Below are 21462 nucleotides of genomic sequence, written 5' to 3'. Positions count from 1 at the left end.
GTGACAATTACCCCCTGGCTAAGCCGGGTCGCTTGCGAGTCACAATTGAACATAGCTCCGCGAACCATGATTTTGAAGCAAGCTTTATGCCTGCTCGGCGACTGGCGTGGTCGCGGTATTTCTAGGGACTTATTCGGCTACGGTTATTCCGCCGCTTAAATGTGCGGGAAGTTTTACACACCGGCTGTGTAATATTCCGCGAGCCATTGTGGCAATGATGGCTCTTCTCACCCACCTGTGTGCGAGCCTGGCGGTTGCTCTTGCCTCAGTGGCGAGACATTTTGCGACAAGAAGACCGGCATGAATGACGCGAGGCCCGCTCATTCGGCAGCGCCGTCGCCAAGCGGAATACGGCTTGCCTTAGAGCCTCGCAGCTGCCCTTCAGGAGAATAGGCCGGTGAGAAAATACGACCTGCAAATCAATAGCTGGCAAGTCATGGAGTCCAACTTTCCGCGCAACCGTGATGCCGAGCAGCGCCTCGCCTTCCTCTTGCGTTACGCGGTGCTGGCGCCGTCGAGCCACAATACGCAGCCGTGGAAGTTCGCCATTGGCCACGACGAAATCGCCGTGTTCGTCAACAAAGATCGCTGGCTGCGCGTCGCTGACGCCGACCAGCGCGAGTTATACACCAGTCTCGGCTGCGCTTTGGAGAATCTGTTGATCGCCGCCGAACACTTCGGCTACTGCCATCAGGTGACTTACTTCCCGGAGCCGTCGAACCTGCAACTGGTCGCCGCCATCGAGTTCCTGGCCGATGGGCGGCCCGCGCCCTTCCGCCCGCCCGAGCTCTTTGCCGCTATCAACAGCCGGCACACCAACCACAAACGCTATGAAGCGCGCGCCGTCGCCGCTGCCGACCTCGAACGCCTGCGCGCCGCCGTCGTCGAAGAAGGCGTCACGCTCTACCTGACGGATGATCCTGGAATCAAGCGGCGGATTGATTGTCTGACGAATCGTGCCGACGCCTACCAGTTCGCCGACCGCGGATTCCGCGAAGAGTTGGATTACTGGATCGGTGAAGGGGCCTTCGGGACGCCGTGGTTGCTGGCGAAGCTGGCGCAGTTGGCCTCAGGCTACCTCAACCTCGGCGGGTTTGCCGCGAAGCCTGATGCCGAGGTGTTGATGAATGCGCCGGTATTCGGCCTGCTCGGCTCGCAAGAAAACGCCCGCCGCTCGCAGGTGATGGTCGGCCAGTCCTTCGAGCGCATTTATCTGACGGCGACGGCGCTCGGCCTGCGGTTGCAACCGCTCAGCCAACTGGTCGCGGTGCCGGCAACCCGCGACCAGCTGCCGGGCCTGTTACCGCTTGCGAATGGTGTTGCACAGCAACCGTTCCGGCTGGGCTATGCCGATGCGGAAGCGGCACACACGCCGCGCCGCCTGGTCGAAGAAGTTATGGTTTAATCTCTCATCCTTTCGTCCGCTGTTCTCTGGTTGATCGTTCATCGCTGGCCGGGTAGTCAGCCAGCACTTCTCGGAAGGGACGGTTAACCCACGCCTCGTCCAGCCATCGCCTTATCGAATTCATTCTTGCAAGAAATTGCGATTAGGGATACCATCGCCAAACTCCTATCATTACCCATCGGGCGGTCAGGTTGTAACGCCCAGACCAAAGGAGCGGAGGCTGCGCATGTCTGCTAATGCCATGAACAAGAAAAACATCCGTTTCTCGAACCACCACGAGGCGGCCGCGGTCTTCCCGCCCGCCGACGCCGCGGCGAAAGAGATTGTCATGGCGCTCGGCCTGCCGGCCTACGAAGCCGTCATTGTCGTGCTCGGCGGCGCCGACAGCATTGATGAGAAGCTGCTCCCCAGGCTGACGCAGTTGTTCGGGCGCGGCATCGCGCGCGCTGCCGTCGAAGCCCGCGCCCTCATTCTTGACGGCGGCACTGAGGCCGGCGTCATGAAGTTGATGGGCGAAGGCGTCGCCGGCCGCGGCTATAAGACGCCGCTGGTCGGCGTCGCGCCGAAAGACCTGGTCACCTACCCGCCGGACGAACTGGCCGACCACGTCCGGCTCGAACCGAACCATTCGCACTTCGTCCTGGTCGAAGGCGACGCCTGGGGCAGCGAGACGGCGACCCTCTTCGCGCTGGCCGAGGCCGCGAGCCAACGCGAGACCGCGCCGCAGGCCGTGGGCAAGGGGCCTCAGAAAGACGCTGAAAAGGCGGACGGGAAAAAGTTAGCCGTGGCGATCCTGGCCGGCGGCGGGCCGGTCACCAGAAATGAAGTGCTGCGTGCCGTGCGCCAGAATCTCTCGCTGATCGTCATCGAAGGCAGCGGCGGGCTGGCCGACGAGATTGCCGCCGCCTGGCGAGCACGCCCGACGCTCCCGGACGACCCGGTGATGGCCGAGATCATTGACGACGGCGAGATTCACTTGCACCTGTTAAGCAACCCTGTCAAAGGCATCGAGCGGCTGATTGTCCGCGAGTTGGGCGGCGACGACGTGCTGTTACAAGCATGGGAGACCTTCGCCGATTACGATCTCAATGCCAAACTCCAGCAGACGCGGTTCAACCGACTCCAACTGGCAATTCTCGTCCTCGGCCTTTTAGCGACGACCCTGGCCATCGTCAAACAAGTCTCCTGGGGGGAGGTCGAGCGCGGCAAGGAGCCCCTCGGCTACCTCATACTCATGCGAACCCTGATCGTCATCCCCATCGCGCTGACCGTCCTGGTGACGGTGGCCAACCGTTTCAAACAGGGCAACAAGTGGCTGTTATTGCGCGCCGGCGCCGAATCCATCAAGCGCGAGATTTATCGCTACCGCGTACGGGCGATGTATTACAAGGAGAATCCCGAGCAGCAGTTATCGCAAAAGGTCGAAGATGTCACCCGGCGCACCATGCGAACCGAAGTCAATGCGACGGCGCTGCGGCGTTACGACAAAGACCAGGGCTTCCCGCCTTACATGTATGCCGCGCAGGGCGGCGATGATGGCTTCAGTATCTTGACCCCTGACCGCTACATCAAGTTCAGGCTTGGCGATCAGAAAAACTACTTTCGCAAAAAGTCCCTCTCCCTCGAAAGGCGGTTGCGGTGGCTGTCCTGGGTGACCTTCATCGTCGGCGGCGTGGGCACCTACCTGGCGGCCATTGACAAGGCGGTGTGGGTAGCGCTGACCACCGCCGTCGTCGCCGCCCTCGGCACCTACCTGGCCTATACGCAGACCGAGAACACGCTGACGAAGTACAACCAGGCGGCGACCGACCTGACGAATGTGAAGGCGTGGTGGACCGCGCTACCGGCTGAAGACCAGTCCAAACAGGAAAACCTCGACTTGCTGGTCGAACACACCGAGCAGGTGTTGCAGTCGGAATTGGATGGCTGGGTGCAGCAGATGCAAAACGCGCTCGACAAATTGCGCGAAGACCAAGAGCCACTGCGGCAGTCACCGACCTTAAGCAGCGTGACCCCGGACTTCGGGCCACCGGCGGGCGGTACGGACGTGACGCTCACCGGCACCCACTTCGTGCGCGGCGCTACCGTGAAGTTTGACGGCAACGATGCCACAGACATTGTCGTCAGCAATGCGACGACGATAAAGGCGAAGACGCCGGCGCACGCGGCGGGGATAGTCGATGTCGTGGTGACGAATCCGGACACCCAGAGCGCCACGCTCACGGGCGGCTTCACCTACAAGGAATCCCCGCCTGCGCCGCCGCCACCTGCTCCGCCCAAGCCACCTGCGAACCCGGGCGGCACGCCCGCCGCCGGCGGTCAGCCCCCGGCGAGCGGTCAACCACCGACGGGAGGCCAACCCCCTGCCGGTGGTCAACCCCCGGTGGGCGGTCAACCTCCGACTGGTGGCCAACCACCGGCTGGCGGCGGGCAGCCGACTGGCGGCAAGTAACTCAGCGCGGCCCCGGCGGCAGCTTTTCGTTGAAATAGCGGGTCAGCAGTGTGTACAGATGGCGCGTCGTGCCCGGCCCTTCATAAATGCCGTGCGAGCGGTTCGGGTAAGCCATCATCGTGAATGGCTTGCCCGCGGCCACCAGCGCATTGATCAGCGCCTCGGTTCCCTGATAATGCACGTTGTCGTCGCCAGTGCCGTGAACCACCAGCAATTCGCCGCGCAACTGGCCGGCAAAGGTGATCGGCGAGCTTTGCTTGTACTCTTCGGGATGATCCTGCGGCAGCCCGCAGTAACGCTCCTGATAGATCGTGTCGTAATAGTGAATGTCTGGCACGGGCGCAACCGACATGCCGACCTGATACACGTCCGGGTAGCGGAACATCGCGTTGAGCGTTGACGAACCGCCGCCGCTCCAGCCCCAGATCGCCATGCGGTGCGGGTCAACGAACGGCCACTTGCTGATGGCGCGAGCGGCGTTGGCTTGATCCTGTGAGTTGAGCAGGCCGATGCGGCGATAGATGGATTTACGCCATGCGCGCCCGCGCGGCGCGGGGGTGCCGCGATTGTCTACGCTGACGATGAGGTAACCCTGCTGCGCCAGCATCCAATGCCACATGCGATTGCCGCCGTCCCACTGGTCCAAAACGGTCTGCCCCCACGGCTCGCCGTAAACGTAAAACAGCACAGGGTAGCGTTTGCTCGCATCAAAGTCGGGCGGCTTGATCATCCAGCCGTCGAGCTGGACGCCTTCGCCGATGTCTACGCGGAAGAACTCGGTCGGGCACTGCTTCAGTTTGCCGAGCCGCTCTTGCAGGTCGTGATTATCGATCAGTGTTCGCGCGCTCGCATGTTGCGGCAAGCGGACGACGTCAATGACGGGAACCCGCGTGAAGGTCGAATAGGTGTGAATCGCCAGGTCACTGCGCGGCGAGAAAATGTAATAATGGTTACCCGGCTCGCCGGCCGGCGTCAGGCGTTCAGCCGTACCTGTGCCGTCGAGGCGCGCGCGGAAGAGATAACGCTGCGTCGCGTTGTCGGGCGAAGCCGAGAAGTAGAGCCAGCCGCCCGCTGCGTCAACCTGTTCGACACCGATCACGTCGTAGTTGCCGGGCGTGACCGGGCGCACCGTCTGGCCATCGCGTGACACAGAGTAGATGTGCCGCCAGCCGTCGCGCTCGCTCGCCCACAGAAAACGCTTGCCGCCGTCGAGCCATTCGACATCGCCGCGCGCCAGCCCGTGCTTATCCCAATCAATGTCGCCCCAGGCGGTGTCTACCCAGGCGTCGTCTTTCTCGGTCAGAATCTGCCGCACATGGCCGCTGTGCGCGTCGCCGAGCATGACGACGTTGGTGTTTTGCAGGCGGTTGAGTTGCTGGATGATGACTTCATCACTGCTCGCCGCCCACTCCATTCGCGGCAGGTAGTTGTTCCGTGGGTCGCCCGGCACATCGAACCAGCGCGTCGCGCCGCCTTGCGCGTTGATGACGCCGACGCGCGCCGCCGAATTCGTCTCGCCGGCTTTCGGGTAAGGGAAAGTCGTGATGATCGGATAGAGCGCCGCCGTGTTGTTAATCAACGACATCTCTTTGACGCCTTCCGAGTTGAGCTGCCAGTAAGCGATTTGCTTGCCGTCCGGCGACCAGCGCCAGCCGTCACGGCAGAACAGCTCCTCTTCATAGACCCAATCGAAAGTGCCGTTGACGATATAGCGCGTGCCGTCGCTGGTGAGGCGGGTGATGCGGCCATCGGCGAGGCTTTCGACATAGAGATTATTCTCGCGCACATAACCGACGCGCGAGGCGTCGGGCGAGAACTTCGCAAACATCAGCGTCGAGGGTTTCGCGTCGCCGCCGAGCTTATGCAGCCGCCGGCTTTTCAGGTCGAACACCCAGTAATCGCCGCGCGTATTGCTGCGCCAGACGCGCGCCGAGTTGGTGAAGATCAGCACTAGCTGACCGTCGGCACTGAAGTCGTATTGCTCGATCTGGAGCGGCGCGGCAGCGCCCCGCGGCACCAGTTGATCGGCGGCAACCAGGATGGTCCGCGCGCCGGTCGCCGCGTCATAACGCACAAGGTCGAGCCGTTCTTTCACCGCCGATGGCTCAAGCATCAGGTAGCCGCTGCCATCCGCTTGCCATTGCAGCTCGCCGGGATGCTGCGGCGCGTAGGTGAACACATTATCGAGCGTGAGCCTGCCGGGCTCTGCCTGTGTCGCCTGCTGCCGCGCCGCGATGGGCATAACGGCCAGCAGCGCGACCAGCAGACCGGTCAGCAAATGAATTCTTCTCATGGGTTTCTCCAAGGGCGCGTTCGCCTGAATTTGTTGACGGCGGCGATCATGCTTATAATGCCGCAGGCATGACGTTATCAATTCGTGCCGCCGTCGTCTATACGATAATCTATCGCATCATCGGCTCAGGTTGATTCATGCACAGAAAGGAACGGCAACGTTGAAAAGACGGTCATCATTTCGCGCCTGCCTGGCAATGATCTTATTGCTTGCGACCCTCGATCACAGGGCCGCGAGTCAGGCCATCAACCCCGACCTGCTCAGCACTAGATGGAAAGCCCGGTGGATCGCCGCGCCCGAAGGCTCAAGGCGCGAGGTCGGCGTCTTTCACTTTCGCAAATCGTTTACGCTCGCCGCCGCGCCGCCGCGTTACGTCGTTCACGTCAGCGCCGATCAGCGTTATCAACTTTTCGTCAACGGCCAGCGCGTCGCCGAAGGCCCCGCACGCGGCGACCTCAATCACTGGCGTTTCGATAGCGTAGACATCGCGCCGCACCTGCGGGCGGGCCGCAACCTCGTCGCGGCGGTCGTCTGGAACTTTGCGGCGCTTGCGCCGATGGCGCAGATGGGCAACGAGACGGCTTTCATCCTGCAAGGCGACAGCAGTGCCGAAGCCGCCGTCAACACCGACGCCGGCTGGAAAGCCTATCGCAGCAGCGCCGTCGAGCTGAAGCCTATAGACTTTGCGACGGCGGGCGGCTATTACGTCGCCGGGCCGGGCGAGATTCACAACGCCGCGCGACACCCGTGGGGCTGGGAGGCGGCTGATTACGATGACAGCGCGTGGCAAGCGGCAATCGCCGTGTCAGACGGCGGGCCGCGCGGGCTGCAAGACAGCCCGTCGCGCTGGTTCCTGGTGCCGCGCACGATTCCGATGATGGAAGAAAAGACAGAGCGGCTGGCGCGCGTCGCGCGCGCGGCGGGCGTTTCGGCCAGTGACGGCTTTCTGCAAGGCCGCGCGCCGCTCACTGTGCCGGCTAACAGTCGCGCCACACTCTTGATCGATCAAAGTTATTTGACGACGGCTTACCCTGAGCTGATCACCAGCGGCGGGCGCGATTCAACCGTCGCCATCACGTATGCCGAGGCGCTCTGGAAAGGCAGAGAGAAGGGAAACCGCAACGACGTCGAAGGCAAAACCATGCACGGCCTCAGCGACCGCTTTATCACGGACGGCGGTCGGCGCAGGCTGTTTCGCCCGCTCTGGTGGCGGACGTTTCGTTACCTGCAACTCGACATCGAAACGCGCGCCGAGCCGCTCACCATCGAAGACTTGCGCGCCGTCTTCACCGCTTATCCGTTCGTCGTGCGCGCCAGTTTTGATAGCGACGACCCGACCTTGAAAGAGATTTGGGATGTCGGCTGGCGTACGGCGCAACTGTGCGCTCACGAGACCTACATGGACTGCCCGTACTACGAGCAGCTTCAATACGTCGGCGACACGCGCATCCAGGCATTGCTGTCGCTTTATGCCACTGGTGATGCGCGGCTGGTCAAGAACGCCATCGAATTGATAGACGAATCGCGCACGCCCGAAGGTCTGACGCAGAGCCGTTACCCGTCCGAGCTACCGCAGTACATCCCGACCTTCTCGCTGTTGTGGATCGGCATGATGCATGACCTGTGGATGCACCGGGGCGAAGAGCAATTTCTTAAGCCGCTGCTGACCGGCTCACGCGGCGTGCTCGACTGGTTTGAAGCGCGGCTCGCGCCATCGGGCTTACTGGCGAAGCCGGAGTTCTGGAATTTTGTTGACTGGACAAACGGCTTCAAAGACGGCGTGCCTCCGCAAACAACCGATGGGCAATCGGCCATTCTCAGCCTGCAAATGGTCGCCGCCTTGCGCGAGGCCGCCGATCTCGAACAAGCCTTTGGCATCGCTGAGCGCGCCGGTCATTACCGCGAGCTGGCGAACAAGGTCGCCGACGCCGTGCGGGCTCAATGCCGGGATGCATCGCGGCGGCTGGTCAGCGACACGCCGGCGAAACAGACTTTCAGCCAGCACGCCAACATCCTGGCCGTGCTGCTCGACGTGATCCCGGTCGCAGAACAGCCGGCGGTGATGCGCCAGGTCTTGAGCGACACGACGCTGACGCAATGCTCCTACTACTTCCGCTATTACCTGTTTCGCGCGATGACGAAGGCGGGGTTGGGCGATGAGTACCTGAATCAACTCGGCCCGTGGCGCGAGATGTTGAAGCTCGGACTGACAACCTGGGCCGAAACGCCCGAGCCGGCGCGCTCGGACTGTCACGCCTGGAGCGCCCATCCGAACATTGACTTGCTGGCGACGGTTGCTGGTATCGAGCCTGCCGGGCCGGGCTTTCATGAAATCGTTATCCGCCCGCACCTCGGCGCGTTGAAACGTGTGTCGGCACGGATGCCGCACCCGCGGGGCGACATCACGCTGACGCTCGCACGCGCCGGCGAGCGTTTGAATGTCGCGGTGACCCTGCCGCGCTCGCTGAAGGGAAGAATCGAATGGCGCGGCAAGCAGATGCCATTGCGCGGCGGCTCGCAACGCCTGCTGATGTGACAAGTGACAAGTGACAAGTGACAAGACATTGGCACTCTGGTTTCTGGCAAGGCCGGGTCGGCGACGTTCTTCTTGTCACTTGTCACTTGTCACTTTTTACAGATTGCCTTTCTTCATTTCGTCGGCCAGGTAGTCGGTGGCGCGCCACGAAAGCGCCAGGATCGTCAGCGTCGGGTTCTTTTCGGTCGCCGTCGGGAAGGCGCTGCCGTCAACCACGAAGAGATTCTTGACCGCGTGCATCTGGTTGAACTTGTTCAGCGCCGAGCGCTTCGCATCGTCACCCATGCGACAGGTGCCATGCTCGTGAATGGCCGAGCCGTTCGCGCCCGTGCGCGTGCGGTCGAGCGTGAAGACTTCGGCTTTCGCTTCGTGCATGATCTCTTCCATCGTGTCGTACATCTCCGAGACCATGCGGCGCTCGTTCTCGCCCGTCGCGTAGACGATCTTCGGCAGCGGCACGCCATATTGATCCGTCGGCGTGCCTTCGGTGGTGACGTAATTCTCGGCGCGCGGCAGGACTTCGCCGAACGGGTGCAGCGCGATCCAGGCCGGATAGCGCCGCTTCACCTCTTTCTTGAACGACGAGCCGAACCCATCAACATTCCATGCATAGCTGCCGACGCCCGGCTGACAACCGATGCCCCAGAACTGTATGCCGAAGCCGCGCAGGTATTCGCGCTTGCGCCCGCGATGGTTGAAGCGCGGCAGGTAGATGTGTTCGCCGCCGATGCCGTCGTCGTTGGTCGTCTCGCGCCCGTATAGCTCCGGCAGAAAGCCGAAGGCTTCGCTGCGCACCTGCTCGCAGAGGTACTTGCCGATGACCCCCGAGGTGTTGCCGATGCCGTTCGGGTAGATGTCTGATTTCGAGTTGAGCAGAATGCGCGTTGAATCAATCGCCGAGGCCCCCAAGACGACGACGCGCCCGCGCACCTGATGCTCTTGTTTGCTGCGACGGTCGAAGTATTGCACGCCGCTGGCGCGGCCTTCTTTATCAACCAGAATGCGCGCCGCGACGGCGTTGCTGCGAACTTCGAGCTTGCCGGTTTTTAAGGCCGGGGTAATCAGATAATCGCCGGCGTTGAAAAAGCTCGATGTGTCGCAGCCGCGCCCGCAGTTGCCGCAGTAGTGACATTTCGCAAAGCCGTTATGATTCTGCGTCAGCACCGCCCGCCGCCCGCTGACGACGGGGATGCCGAGCCGCCCGGCGGCTTTCTTTAACAGCACCTCACCACAACGCGGGCGCGGCGGCGGCTGGTGATAACGGCTTCCCGGCAGCACGTCCGAATCGTCATCGCCGCCGCAGACGCCGATCTGTTGATCCACTTTGTCATAGTAAGGCGCGATGTCTTTATAGGAGATCGGCCAGGGGATTTCCCAGCCGTCGCGCTCGGCGGCCTTGAAGTCAATGTCGGAATAGCGCAGGCTGACGCGGCCCCAGACGTTCGTCTTGCCGCCGAGTCCCCAGACGCGCGTTAGCTCGAAGGGCTGGCCCTGCGGCGTAATGACCGGCTGTTCTTTCAAGCTCAGGTAAAACTCCGGCGGCGTCTCGCCGTTGCGAACGCGCTCGCGCCACTCGTAAGGGAAGACGTGCGACCAGAAGCTGTTGCGGTCGAATCGCTGGCCGGCGTCAAGCACCAGCACATTGATCCCCTGCCGGGTCAGGTTCCATGCCGCCATGCCGCCCGACGCGCCCGAACCGATGACGATCACATCATAGACTTTTGCCGAGTTGATGACTTGTAGCAAATTTCACACTCCTTCGATTCTTGCTCGGTTCGTTGTCGCGCTCATTTTTCAAAGGCGACGTTATCAACCACGATCTGCCCGTTCGACGGCACCGTGGTGGTGGTCAGATGAATAGCCGTCAGGTGCTTGAGCACCTCTTTGACGTCAACACGGGTGACGGTATCCCAGTTCGGCTGCGAGAATTTCTTCAGCTCCAGGCGGTAGGTGTGCATGCCCGATGTCAGGTTAAACGGGAAGCTATGATTCTGCCCATCGGGAATGCCGACGCCATTGTCTTTGCTGATTAATTCAGCCCGCATCGTTGTCGTCCCCTGCGCCTGAATGTCGAACGAGATATATCGGTAGGCGCTCAGGTCTTCGCCGACCTGCTTGCCATCTTTGTCAGGCAAGCCGCGAATCTCCAGGGTGACGCCGGCCCACTGGTTCGGGGCCGGAATCCTGAAACTATAGGCGATCAACTGGCTGTGGGCTTGCGCCGCCGGGATGACGAGCGGCGCTTGCGGCCACGGCTTGTCCGAGTTAGTGAATGACACCGTAATCGCCGGATTCTCCTGATAGCCGCTGAGCAGGACCAGGCCGCCGCGGGCGCTCACGGCGCGGCCTTCTTTAAGCTGCTCGAAATCGGCGTAGACCAGGCGCGAGCCGCTATCCTTACTCTTCTCTTTCTCCTTGTCCTGCGCCGGCGCAGAGATGCTGATGAGGATGAGGGCGACGATAATAAACCAGCGTTTCATTCTCCTGACTCCTTTCTTGCTCGTCGGATTGACAGCGGATTGTCGTTAAGATACGCCATGCTCGCGGCGCAGTCAAAGTGAGCTGATTGCAGCCTGACCATCAGCCGCCTGCTCACTTGCTGGCAGGGCTAGACGGATGCGCCGCGGCAAAGCCGTGCAGGCGCAGCCAGTCGGCGCAGCGCGCCGGCCAGCTCGACAGGATCGGATCATTCGGGGCCAGCCCGAAGCCATGCGGGCCGCGCTCGTACAGGTGCATCTCGTAAGGCACGCCGGCGCGGCGCAAGGCGGCGGCAAAGAGCAGGCTGTTTTCGACCGGCACCGCCGCGTCGTTGACCGTGTGAATCAAGAAAGCCGGCGGCGTATCTTTGCTCACCTGCTCGTCGTTCGACATCAGCGCGACCATCTGCGGGTCGGGCTGCGCGCCGAGCAGGTTGCGCTTCGAGCCCGCATGCGTCTGCTCGCGCATGGTGATGACCGGATAGACGAGGATGACCAGATCGGGCCGCGAGCTGACGCGCTCGATTGGATCGCCGGCATCCGGTTTGCCGGCGTCGAAATGGGTCGCGGCGGTCGAGGCGAGATGGCCGCCCGCGGAAAATCCCAGGATGCCGATGCGGCGCGAATCGATGCCCCATTCGCCGGCGCGGGCGCGCACCAATCGCATGGCGCGTTGCGCGTCGAGCATCATTGCAGGGTGGTGATAGCGCGGCGCGATGCGGTACTTCAGCACGAAGGCGGCGATGCCGAGCGTGTTGAGCCATTCGGCCACGGGCCGCCCTTCGTGATCCGCGAGCATCTGGTAGCCGCCGCCCGGGCAGACGATGACCGCCGCGCCGGTCGCCCGCTCGCGCGGCGGCAGGTAAGGCGTAAGCGTCGGCACATCCGAAGGCTCGCTGCCCACAGCGCCGGGCGCGGCATCCGTCCAGAGCTTGATTGTTTGATTCGTCTGCGCGCTCGCTTGAACGGCGCATGAGAGCGCGGCAAACGCGGCGAGGGCGAGGCAATAGAGTGGTCTGTTCATGATTTTATGTCCGGTGAAAGCGCGCGACTGCGCCTTTCTTTAATATCGCAATCGCCGCCATCAGGCAAGCGGCGCCGCCTACAGCCGCCTTTCAAAGCCGGGCGGCGATGGGTACAATGCTCGGCAGACGGGATGGCTTATGAGCAAAGAGAAACCGCTTCGCGTGATGATCGCCGACGACCACTTCGTCGTCCGCATGGGACTGGCGGCGGTCGTCAACACGCAGCCTGATATGTTGGTCATTGCCGAAGCGACCTCCGGGAAACAGGCGGTCGAGATGTACCGCCAGCACCGGCCCGATGTCGTCTTGATGGACGTCCGCATGCCGGAGATGGACGGCATCGAAGCCATCACCGCCATCCGCAAAGATTACCAGGACGCCCGCTTCATCGTCCTGACGACCTACGATGGCGACGAAGACATCTACCGCGCCCTGCAAGCCGGGGCGCGCGCTTACTTGCTCAAGGACATGCTGCGCGACGAGCTGGTTGAAGCCATCCGCGCCGTCTACGCAGGGCAGCGCCGCATCCCCGCCGAAGTCGCCAGCCGGCTGGCCGAGCGCATGAACCGCACGGAGCTGACGGCGCGCGAGCTTGAAGTCTTGAAACACATCGCCCAGGGCAAGAGCAACAAGATTATCGCCGCCGACCTGTCGATTTCGGAAGGCACGGTCAAGATTCACGTCAACAATATCCTGAGCAAGCTCGGCGTCAGCGACCGCACCCACGCCGCGACCTTCGCCTTGCAGCGCGGCATCATCCACCTGGATTAAAAGCCTGGGAGCGCGGGCGTCTCGCCGGCAATCTTGCGCCGGCGCGAAGCGGCGGGCGGGACGCCCGCGCTCCCAGCGACTATAACTAAAGATATAGTCAAACCTTATACCCTGGTTTAATGACAGGCGGGCGCTTTGCCGGTATTCTTACCGCGTACTTAACGGTAACCTCAAAGTTCTAGAGCGGATTTTAAAAGGTGTAAGGGCACGGCTCTTGCACCTTTTCTTATAACTAAAAACAAGATGGAATCGCTCTGGCGGCCTGCTCGCGAGCCGCAGCTTCTTTGATCGCGGATGTGCCAGTGCCCTGAAGGATGCAGGGGAGGCGTCTCAAGCGCACGGCGCAAGCCCATATCTTCTCTGCGTTCTGTGTAGCGAGACTTCTTGCGAACGCCAGTTTCTGAACTTTTATGAAACGCTTTGCTCTGGCATGGGTTCTGTTGTGCTGTACACCTGCTCTGGCCGGAGGCCCGCTCTGGCGTCAGGCAACGACAACCGAGCTGCGGCAAATCATCCCGGCGCGCGCCCCGGTCGGCAAAGAGCGCATTGAGACCGAATTCCGCGCCGCTTCCGGCATTACCGACGGTAGCCGCTATGTCGCAGGCGTCTTCATGATCGTCACCGGCTATGAGGCCGAGGGCAAATATACACACTTCATCATCACACAGGTGCCGCTGCGGATCGGCGATATGCTGCTCCAGCCGGGCGAATACGTCTTCGGCTCGAAGCGCGTTGACGGCGAAGTGGTCGAAGTGAAGTTTTATGAAGCCGCCAGCGAGCGATTGCTTGGCCGGGTGATGGCCAAGCTCGACACGCGGCGCACAGGCGTCCGCCAGTTTTACATCAGCCCGGCGGCCTACGGCAGCGGCAAAGGGTTTATGCAGTTTGGTCGTTTCGTCTTCGAGTACAAGTTGTCCCAGTAGCTGAACCTGACAAGCGGGCATCCCTCGACCATCGCTGTGCCATTGAGCGCTGCGAAGCGTTGGTTTCGCAGTCAGTAGCCGTGTGCCCTGTGTGGCCGGAAGCCGAGGCGACCGGCGAGCGCAAACCCCTTTGGGAAGCGGGAGACAGAAAGCTTGAAACGAGTTGCGATTATTCTCTTGAGCATACTTGTCGGCAGCAGCGCGCCGCTCACGGCGCTCGGCCAACAGGCGGCGGCGACGCTCGGCGGGCGTCTGGTCGATCCGCAAGGCGCGGTGATGGTGGGGGTGCAAGTAAAGGCTACGCAGAAGGACACCGGCTTTGCGCGCGAAACGAAGACGAACGACGACGGCTTATTCACGCTGACCAACCTCACGCCCGGTGAATATGAAGTCACGTTCGAGTTCCCCGGCTTTAAGAAGATCACCCGCCCGGCGACGCTACAAGTCGGGCAGGCGGTGACGCTTGATACGACGCTTCAGGTGGAAGCTATCACCGGCGATATTGTGATTGCGGACATTCCGCTCATCAACCAGACGACGTCTACTGTCGACAACGTCATCAATCGCCGCGCCATCGAGAACCTGCCGCTCAACGGGCGCAACTTCCTCGAACTGGCGCTGCTGGTGCCGGGCAACGCGCCGGCGCCGAACTTCGATCCGACGAAGACCGAGACCGTGCTGATCTCGTCCGCCGGGCAGATCGGGCGCGGCAGCAGCGTGACGATTGACGGCGCCGACAACAACGACGATGTCGTCGGCGGCTCGCTCATCAACGTCTCACAGGAGGCCGTGCAGGAATTCCAGATCGCCACCAACCGCTTCGCCGCCGAACAGGGGCGCTCCGGCTCGTCCGTCATCAACATCGTCACCAAGTCGGGCACGAACGAGCATCACGGCTCCGCCTCGTTCTTCTTCCGCGACCGCAAGCTGCAAGGTCTGCCGGCGACCTTTGATCGCTCGAACCCGACGCCGCCGTTTGATCGCCAGCAGTATGCCTTTGCGGCGGGCGGGCCGATCAAAAAAGACCGCCTCTTCTGGTTCGCCGCCTTCGAGTACCGCAACCAGGACGGCGCCGTTCTGGTCGGCCAGCGCGACGCCGCGACGCGCACCATCAGGCGCGGCTTTGCCGACGCGCCGCTCAACGACCTGCTCGCCAACGGGCGCGGCGATTGGAACATCACCAGCCAGGACTGGCTCGCCTTGCGCTACTCCATCGAGCGCGTGGATCACACCACCGCGAGTTCGCTGATTCGCCCCATTGGCTCGGCGTCCGAACGACAGGCTTCAAAGAATAACTATCAATTGTTCGCAACGCGCTACACCCGGCTGCTTTCGCCGACGATGGCCAACGAGGTTGACTTCAGCGTTACGAACTTCATCAATCGCACGGTGCCGGTGACGCCGGGGCCGCAACTGACTTTCCCCAGTTTGCAAGAGGGCGCGTCGTTCCGCGTGCCGCAGCAGACGCGCATGAATCGGTTGCAGTTCGGCGACAACTTCGCGTGGGTCAAGGGCACGCACACGATGAAGCTCGGCGGCCAGTTTCAGCGCATTGATGCGGATTTCAACCTCGGCGTTTTTCAATCGGGGCGCATCGAGTTCGTCGAAGACTTTCCGACCTTCGATCACAACGGCGACGGGCGCATTGATGACAACGACCTGTTGTTTGCCGTGACCCTGCGCAGCGGCAAGCCGACCTCGCCGCTCGTCATCCCCGACGCTGACAATAACTATGTTGCCTTCTTTGCGCAGGACGACTGGAAGCTGTCGCCGCGGCTGACGCTCAACCTCGGCCTGCGCTACGAGCTGGACACGGATGTCAAAAACGTCAGCCGCGCCGACGAGCTGAATCCGTTGATCCGGCCATTCCTGTCCGGCAGCCGCCACCGCGACAAGAATAACTTCGCGCCGCGCCTGGGCTTCAACTGGTCGCCGAGCGCGCGCCTGAGCGTGCATGGCGGCTATGGCATCTACTACGACCGCGTGACGCTGGAGATTCAATCGCTCGAACGCGGTCTGGATGGGCGGTCGCTGCCGATTGAAGTGCGCGCCGGCAACCTCTTCTTCCTCGACCCGACGGGCCACTTGCCGCCGTTTGCGCCGACCGTGAGCCATCCTTTCACCGGCTTCATCCTGCCGGGCGCCGGCGCCGGCGGCATCAACATCATCGATAACCGCTTGCAGAATCCGATGGTGCAACAGACCGATATCGGCATGCAGGCAGAGTTGGCGCGCGACTTTGTCCTGCGCGCGGATTACCTGCATAACTTCGGCACGCACTTCATCATCGGGCGGACTATCGGCGCCGTCTTCAACCCTGTGGTCGGCGGCCCGGACTCAGTCGTCAACGTCGAATCGAGCGTCAAGACGAAATACGATGGCCTGCTCGTCAGCCTCGAAAAACGCTTCGCGCATCACTATCAACTGCGCGCCGCCTACACCCTGGCCAAGGCCTTCAACTACGCCAACGACGATCAGATACCGTTTGCCAGCGGGCCGATTGACCCGAACAACCTGCAACTCGAATATGGCCCGACGCCGAACGATCAGCGGCACCGCTTCACGTTTTCGGGCATCTTCGAGCTGCCCGCAGGCTTGCTGCTGGCGCCCATCTGGACGCTGGCTTCCGGCGTGCCGATGGACATCCTGTTGCCCGATGGCAGCCGGCGCATCCCGAGCTTGCAGCGCAATGCCGGTGGCCGGTTGTTTCACAGCGGCGCCGAGCTGAATGGGTTTATCCGTGAGGTCAATTCCGGCGGCGGTATTAATGGCCAGCCCTTGCCGCTGGTCAACGATCAGGCGCGCTTCAACGACAGCTTCAACTCGCTCGACCTGCGGCTGTCGAAGCGCTTCCGCTTCGGCGAGCGCGTTCAGCTTGAGCCGATCATCGAGATGTTCAACGTCTTCAACGTCACCAACATTCTCGGCGTCTCGACGGTCAATTACTCGGGGCGCGCCAACGCCCTGGTGCGCGACAGCAACGATTCGGGCAGCGCCGCGTACCTGAAGTCATCAAGCTTCGGGCAGCCGACGACGACCGCCGGCGGCGTCTTCGGCGCGGGCGGCCCGCGCGCCGTTCAGCTCGCGGCGCGCTTCACTTTTTAAAGCTATCAGGCGGACGCGCCGGCCTCTGTAGAGCAAACAGAAGCGAGCGTCCGGCGCGTTCCGCCTGATCTATCCTTGCCAATCGTGTCAGCAACTCAGACCGCACCCCATCTTAAGCGGCAACTCAGGCTTTGGTCGGCCTCGATGCTCGTGGTCGGCGAAGTCATCTTGCCGCTGCTGCTGGCGCTCGGCAATCCGCTGCAAGCTGGACTCGGCGTCGCCGTCGTCGCCTCGGGCTTGCCGGTCTACTGGTTACTTTTCGGGGAAAGGAAACAGGCCAATGACGTGGATCAAAACCGTAAAAATGGATGAAGCCGATGAGCGCCTGCGCCGCGCCATCGAGATGGAGCAGTTGCTCTACCCGCAAGAGTACGCGACGCCCGTGCATCCGACCGGCGATGGCACGTCGGGCATCGTCGCTTCACATACCTTGATCCCCGAGGCGCTCTACCACGCCTTCTCGACCTTCGGCGCGCTGATGTCGCCTGACCTGCCGCTGACGCGGGCGCAGCACGAGATGATCGCCACGATGGTTTCGGTGACCAACCGCTGCCATTACTGAATCGAATCGCACGCAGAGTTTCTGCGTCGAGTCACCCTTGATGAAGCGATGGTGCGGGCGCTCAAGGAAGATTACGAGAACGCGCCGCTCGCCGCCCAAGACCGCCGCATGCTCGATTACGTCATCCAGTTGACCAGAGACGCGACGCGCATCTCGCCCGACGACCACGCCGGTTTGCGCGAAGTCGGCTTTGACGACCGCGCCATTTTGCAGATTACCTTGATTGCGTCGTGGTTCAACTACATCAATCGGGTCGCCGACGCCCTGGGTGTCGGGCGCGAGTGAAGGCAAAAGTAAAAAGTAAAAAGGCAAAAGTGCGGCAGGGGAATGAATAGATAGGATCGGGTACTTTCGCCGGGGCCTCTTTCTATCTATTAATCCGGCTCTGCCACTTTTGCCTTTTTACTTTTTACTTTTGCCTTCCCACCGGGCCGCTTCGTCACGCGATCAGGCCGGTTCGTCACAAGTTGTTTGGATGTTTCGCCCCACAGCATAGAATAAGTCGGCTGCACCAGTTGTGTTGTTCGGATTACGTCAGCAACCACGCTGCCGCGAGAGTCACGCAGCCGATCTCGTGTCGCGTGCGTCCAAGCAAATAAAGCCGTCCGTTCAGTCCAGCAATCGAGGTTGTGAGGCGCGCGCCGCTGGGCTGTGCTATGGTTAACTGGCCCCGTGGCGTGGAAAGCATTATGAAAGCCGGAAGATTATTCGACCGCCGCTGGTTACGTGCCTTCTTCATCATCGGCGTCTGGACGCTGTTTGGCGTCTTCCTCGCCAGTCAATCCACGCTCGCCTTCAGCCGCAGCGTCCGCCCATTTAGCTGGCAGCGCATCTTGCTTGTCGAGATGTCGTTCGCCTACATCTGGGCGGCGCTGACGCCGCTGGTGCTGTGGCTGGCGCGCCGCTACCCGCTTGAGCGCGGACGCCTGACGCGCGGCCTCACGGTGCACGTCCTCGCCTCGATCATCCTCGGCTTTGCGACGCGCGCCTTCCGCGATTTGACGTTCGTCTACTTCGTCTCGGGCTACGACGGCGCGCTGCCGTGGACGAAGCTCTTCTTCAACGGTTATCTCTTCTTCGACTACGGCACGTTGCTCTACTGGCTGATGCTGCTGGTCAGCTACGCGACGAATTATTACCGCCGCTATCGCACCGGCGAGATTCGCGCCACGCGCCTGGAAGCGCAGCTCGCGCAGGCGCAACTGCACGCGTTGAAGATGCAGTTGCAGCCGCACTTTCTCTTCAACACCCTGCATTCGATCTCGGCGCTGGTTCACAAAGACCCGCAGGCGGCGGATAAGATGATCGCGCGGCTCGGCGACTTTCTGCGCCTGACGCTCGACAGCGCCGGCGTTCAGGAAGTGCCGCTGCGCCAGGAACTCGAATTCCTGAAATCCTATCTCGACATCGAGCGCATACGCTTCAAAGACCGCCTGAGCGTCGAGATGAACATCGAATCGCAGACCTTAGAGGCGCGGTTGCCGAATCTGATTCTGCAACCGATTGTCGAAAACGCCATCCGTCACGGCATCGCGCCGCACATCGCCGCCGGGCGCATCGAGATCGCCGCGCGCCGCTTCAACGGCTCATTGCAGGTGCAGATCATCGACAACGGGCCGGGCCTCGTCACCAGCGGCAACAACGGGCGGATTCTGAAAGAGGGCGTCGGCCTGGCCAACACACAGGCGCGCTTGCAGCAGCTCTATGGAGATGATTCGCGGCTCGACCTGGCCAACACCGCGAGAGGCGGCTTGAGCGTGACGCTCGAAATCCCTTTCAACGCTTCCTGATACTGGCCCGCCGAATCCGCTTCGCCACAAAAATATAAAGGCCCGAAGAATCACCAAGACGGAACGGATGTTCCTTCGTGATTCTTCGGGCCTTTGTGGCAGAAAACCGTGAGCCGGCGCTAACGATCCGGATGGCGCGGGAACTTGACGAACGGCAAGCGCACGCCGCGCACGAAGATGCGGTCGCTGCGCATCTCTGGCGGCGACTCCAAGCCTGTGCTGCCCATCGCCGCGATGATGTCGTCTTGATCAACGCCGTCGCCGCTGATGCCGAGGCCGCCGACCAGCTTGCCGCCTTTGTAGATCGGCACGCTGCCGGGGAAGATCTGTATGCCGTTGGCGATTGCCGGTATTGACGGGCACGGCGGCGTCAGCGCATTCGTCAGCGCCGCGGTGTTGCCGCCGATGCCGCGCAGGATGTTGAGGAAGTATTCATCGAGCAGCAGATCGAGCTGCAAGCCGTCGTTGAACGGACTCCATTCTTCGATGGGCTTTGAGAACGGCCCGTGCTCGGTTTCGTCAATGCCGTCCGGGAAGAAGGGGCGGCTCAGGAAGCCGCCGGCGCGATCCGAAAACGCCACCGAGCCGTCGAGCCTGAGTCCGTCTTTGGCCGCCGCATCTACATAATTGCTGAAGCCCGCCTGCCGCAAACGCGTCGCCGCGTTCGCGTTGCTGAAGAAAGCCGCCGTGCGCGCTTTCTGCGCCGAGACGTCGAAGCCGAAGATCGGCGCGTCAATCGTGCTGAAGATGCCGAGGATTGTGCCGTCCACGTCGCAGACGGTGATGTTGACTTCAGCCGGGCTGTTTTCGGGCTGACGAATCGCGGCGCGTGTCTTGAACGCCTGGGCCGCGGCCTGCACGATGAGCGTCTTGACTTCGCCTGCGCTCAACGCCGAGCCGCTGTGGAAAGGATAGAAATGATGGGTCGCATCTTCAATGCGCACGCGGCCGGCCGGGATCGATGGGTCGAGCGTGATGACCTGGAAACTAGAGGGCTGTGCCGGCAGCACCGCCGCCGGCGCAAGGCCGAGGCAGGTGTTGAGCGAGCCATTGAGCTGATTGAATCCCGGCACCGCCGCCGCCGCCGGCATCTGGGCGTTGACGTAAGGGAAACGGATGCCGTTGACGATGATCTTATCGCCGGTGATCGCGGCGGGCGCTTCAAAGCCGCGCGTCGCCGCCACCGCGATCAGTTCTTCCGGCGGTACGTCTTTATCCGAAGGGTCCGGGTCGAGCGTGTAATGACCGTCGCCTTCGATGCCGATGCCGCCGACCTTGACGCCATTCTTGTAAAGCGGCAGCCCGCCCGGATCGGCAGAGAGGCCGAGCGGTGAGCGCGCATTGACGTCACTGCATAGGAGCTGCGAGAACTGCACGCCGAACAGCGGCCCGCTGCCTTGAAAGTGGACGCCGGGCGGGAAATGCTCCTGAACGATGAAGCTGGCCGTGCGCGTGCTGAAGGCGTGGCCCTGGCTGCTCAGGAACGAGCCGGTCACGGCTTTCGAGATCGCCGCCGCGCATGCCGGCACGGTGACGCCTTCGATGCCGCCGCGCGGCCCGCGGTTCGGCAAAGTCACCGTCGTGTTGGCATTCGCGCCATTCATCGTGAAGACGCCCAGGACATTACCTTCTTTGTCAACCACGGCGATGGTCGATTTCAAGCTGCTGGCGTCGGCCTGGGCGGCAGCCTGGGCAATGATCTGCTTAACGTCGGCGTCTGTGAGCTGGCCGTCGTCGCTGGCCGCGACTTCGAGGTGCGCCGAGACGGTGCTGCCATCGGGGTTGGTGATCGTCACGTCTATGCCGCCCGCGAGATCACTTTCGGCGACGCCATTGACAAAAATCTTCGACGCGCTCTTGACCTTGACGCTGCCAAAAGCGAGCGTCTGGCCGGTGGCTGAACGCAGGCTGACGCTGGCACCCTTTTGAAAATTCGAGCCTTTGATGACCAGCCGCCCCTGGCCGGCGTCAAAGGCGCTAGCCTGGACGTTGATCGTCGGCGATTGCGCCGTCTGGGTCAGGGAAGCCAGCGTCTGACCGGTGAAAGCGATCAGCACGGCGACAAATAACAGGCTTTGCAGTTTGAGCGATGTGAGTCTTCTGAACATCTTTGCGCTCCGTGT

15 protein-coding genes are annotated in these 21462 nt (G+C 62.0%); 10 read left to right on the top strand and 5 right to left on the bottom strand.

Annotated features, from left to right (window positions below; translation table 11 throughout):
• The first annotated feature begins 397 nt into the window (after positions 1–397).
• Together VJ464_02430 and VJ464_02425 are read left to right on the top strand one after the other, a co-directional pair.
• Positions 398–1405, top strand: coding sequence for a nitroreductase (locus VJ464_02430; protein HKQ03961.1), 1008 nt, complete (start codon positions 398–400; stop codon positions 1403–1405).
• 226 nt (positions 1406–1631) lie between these two features.
• Positions 1632–3857, top strand: a complete 2226-nt coding sequence (locus VJ464_02425; GenBank protein HKQ03960.1) for a DUF4231 domain-containing protein — start codon at positions 1632–1634, stop codon at positions 3855–3857.
• 1 nt (position 3858) lies between these two features.
• On the opposite strand, the gene VJ464_02420 is transcribed toward VJ464_02425, so the two are convergent.
• Positions 3859–6150 carry a S9 family peptidase gene (locus VJ464_02420; GenBank protein ID HKQ03959.1) on the bottom strand — a complete coding sequence of 764 codons (2292 nt, stop codon included), beginning with the start codon at positions 6148–6150 and terminating at the stop codon, positions 3859–3861.
• A 160-nt stretch (positions 6151–6310) separates the two neighbouring features.
• Between VJ464_02420 and VJ464_02415 the strand changes: the two genes are divergently transcribed.
• Complete coding sequence (locus VJ464_02415) at positions 6311–8686, top strand: alpha-L-rhamnosidase C-terminal domain-containing protein (GenBank protein ID HKQ03958.1); 2376 nt, start codon at positions 6311–6313, stop codon at positions 8684–8686.
• 96 nt (positions 8687–8782) lie between these two features.
• Here VJ464_02415 and VJ464_02410 read toward each other — a convergent pair whose 3' ends face one another.
• The 3 genes from VJ464_02410 to VJ464_02400 form a co-directional block, all read right to left on the bottom strand.
• Positions 8783–10432, bottom strand: a complete 1650-nt coding sequence (locus VJ464_02410) for a GMC family oxidoreductase (GenBank protein HKQ03957.1) — start codon at positions 10430–10432, stop codon at positions 8783–8785.
• Between the two features lie 41 nt (positions 10433–10473).
• Positions 10474–11166 carry a hypothetical protein gene (locus VJ464_02405; GenBank protein HKQ03956.1) on the bottom strand — a complete coding sequence of 231 codons (693 nt, stop codon included), beginning with the start codon at positions 11164–11166 and terminating at the stop codon, positions 10474–10476.
• Positions 11167–11278: 112 nt separating this feature from the next.
• Positions 11279–12187, bottom strand: coding sequence for an alpha/beta hydrolase (locus VJ464_02400; protein HKQ03955.1), 909 nt, complete (start codon positions 12185–12187; stop codon positions 11279–11281).
• Between the two features lie 139 nt (positions 12188–12326).
• Here VJ464_02400 and VJ464_02395 point away from each other — a divergent pair, with 139 nt between their 5' ends.
• From VJ464_02395 to VJ464_02365, 7 genes are all read left to right on the top strand, one after another.
• Positions 12327–12959, top strand: coding sequence for a response regulator transcription factor (locus VJ464_02395; GenBank protein HKQ03954.1), 633 nt, complete (start codon positions 12327–12329; stop codon positions 12957–12959).
• A gap of 410 nt (positions 12960–13369) precedes the next feature.
• Positions 13370–13882, top strand: a complete 513-nt coding sequence (locus VJ464_02390) for a hypothetical protein (GenBank protein HKQ03953.1) — start codon at positions 13370–13372, stop codon at positions 13880–13882.
• Positions 13883–14035: 153 nt separating this feature from the next.
• Positions 14036–16987 carry a TonB-dependent receptor gene (locus VJ464_02385; GenBank protein ID HKQ03952.1) on the top strand — a complete coding sequence of 984 codons (2952 nt, stop codon included), beginning with the start codon at positions 14036–14038 and terminating at the stop codon, positions 16985–16987.
• A gap of 144 nt (positions 16988–17131) precedes the next feature.
• Positions 17132–17299 (top strand): hypothetical protein, encoded by a 168-nt coding sequence (locus VJ464_02380; protein ID HKQ03951.1) that lies wholly within the window; start codon positions 17132–17134, stop codon positions 17297–17299.
• Complete coding sequence (locus VJ464_02375; protein ID HKQ03950.1) at positions 17268–17549, top strand: hypothetical protein; 282 nt, start codon at positions 17268–17270, stop codon at positions 17547–17549. Before VJ464_02380 ends, VJ464_02375 begins: the two co-directional genes overlap by 32 nt.
• 48 nt (positions 17550–17597) lie before the next feature.
• Positions 17598–17834: a hypothetical protein gene (locus VJ464_02370; GenBank protein ID HKQ03949.1), complete on the top strand. Its 237-nt coding sequence runs from the start codon at positions 17598–17600 to the stop codon at positions 17832–17834.
• 404 nt (positions 17835–18238) lie between these two features.
• Positions 18239–19339: a histidine kinase gene (locus tag VJ464_02365; protein ID HKQ03948.1), complete on the top strand. Its 1101-nt coding sequence runs from the start codon at positions 18239–18241 to the stop codon at positions 19337–19339.
• A gap of 119 nt (positions 19340–19458) precedes the next feature.
• Here VJ464_02365 and VJ464_02360 read toward each other — a convergent pair whose 3' ends face one another.
• On the bottom strand, positions 19459–21447 hold the full coding sequence (locus VJ464_02360) for a heme-binding protein (GenBank protein HKQ03947.1): 1989 nt from the start codon (positions 21445–21447) through the stop codon (positions 19459–19461).
• Positions 21448–21462: the final 15 nt, after the last annotated feature.

The sequence above is a fragment of the Blastocatellia bacterium genome, from assembly GCA_035275065.1.
Lineage (GTDB): Bacteria > Acidobacteriota > Blastocatellia > UBA7656 > UBA7656 > DATENM01.
This window is presented reverse-complemented; position numbering and strand designations above follow the sequence as displayed.

Coding starts and splice junctions, on each gene's coding strand:
- VJ464_02425 (HKQ03960.1), top strand. CDS start 1,632: ATGTCTGCTAATGCCATGAACAAGAAAAACATCCGTTTCTCGAACCAC.
- VJ464_02420 (HKQ03959.1), bottom strand. CDS start 6,150: ATGAGAAGAATTCATTTGCTGACCGGTCTGCTGGTCGCGCTGCTGGCC.
- VJ464_02405 (HKQ03956.1), bottom strand. CDS start 11,166: ATGAAACGCTGGTTTATTATCGTCGCCCTCATCCTCATCAGCATCTCT.
- VJ464_02400 (HKQ03955.1), bottom strand. CDS start 12,187: ATGAACAGACCACTCTATTGCCTCGCCCTCGCCGCGTTTGCCGCGCTC.
- VJ464_02395 (HKQ03954.1), top strand. CDS start 12,327: ATGAGCAAAGAGAAACCGCTTCGCGTGATGATCGCCGACGACCACTTC.
- VJ464_02390 (HKQ03953.1), top strand. CDS start 13,370: ATGAAACGCTTTGCTCTGGCATGGGTTCTGTTGTGCTGTACACCTGCT.
- VJ464_02380 (HKQ03951.1), top strand. CDS start 17,132: ATGCTCGTGGTCGGCGAAGTCATCTTGCCGCTGCTGCTGGCGCTCGGC.
- VJ464_02375 (HKQ03950.1), top strand. CDS start 17,268: ATGACGTGGATCAAAACCGTAAAAATGGATGAAGCCGATGAGCGCCTG.
- VJ464_02370 (HKQ03949.1), top strand. CDS start 17,598: ATGGTGCGGGCGCTCAAGGAAGATTACGAGAACGCGCCGCTCGCCGCC.
- VJ464_02365 (HKQ03948.1), top strand. CDS start 18,239: ATGAAAGCCGGAAGATTATTCGACCGCCGCTGGTTACGTGCCTTCTTC.
- VJ464_02360 (HKQ03947.1), bottom strand. CDS start 21,447: ATGTTCAGAAGACTCACATCGCTCAAACTGCAAAGCCTGTTATTTGTC.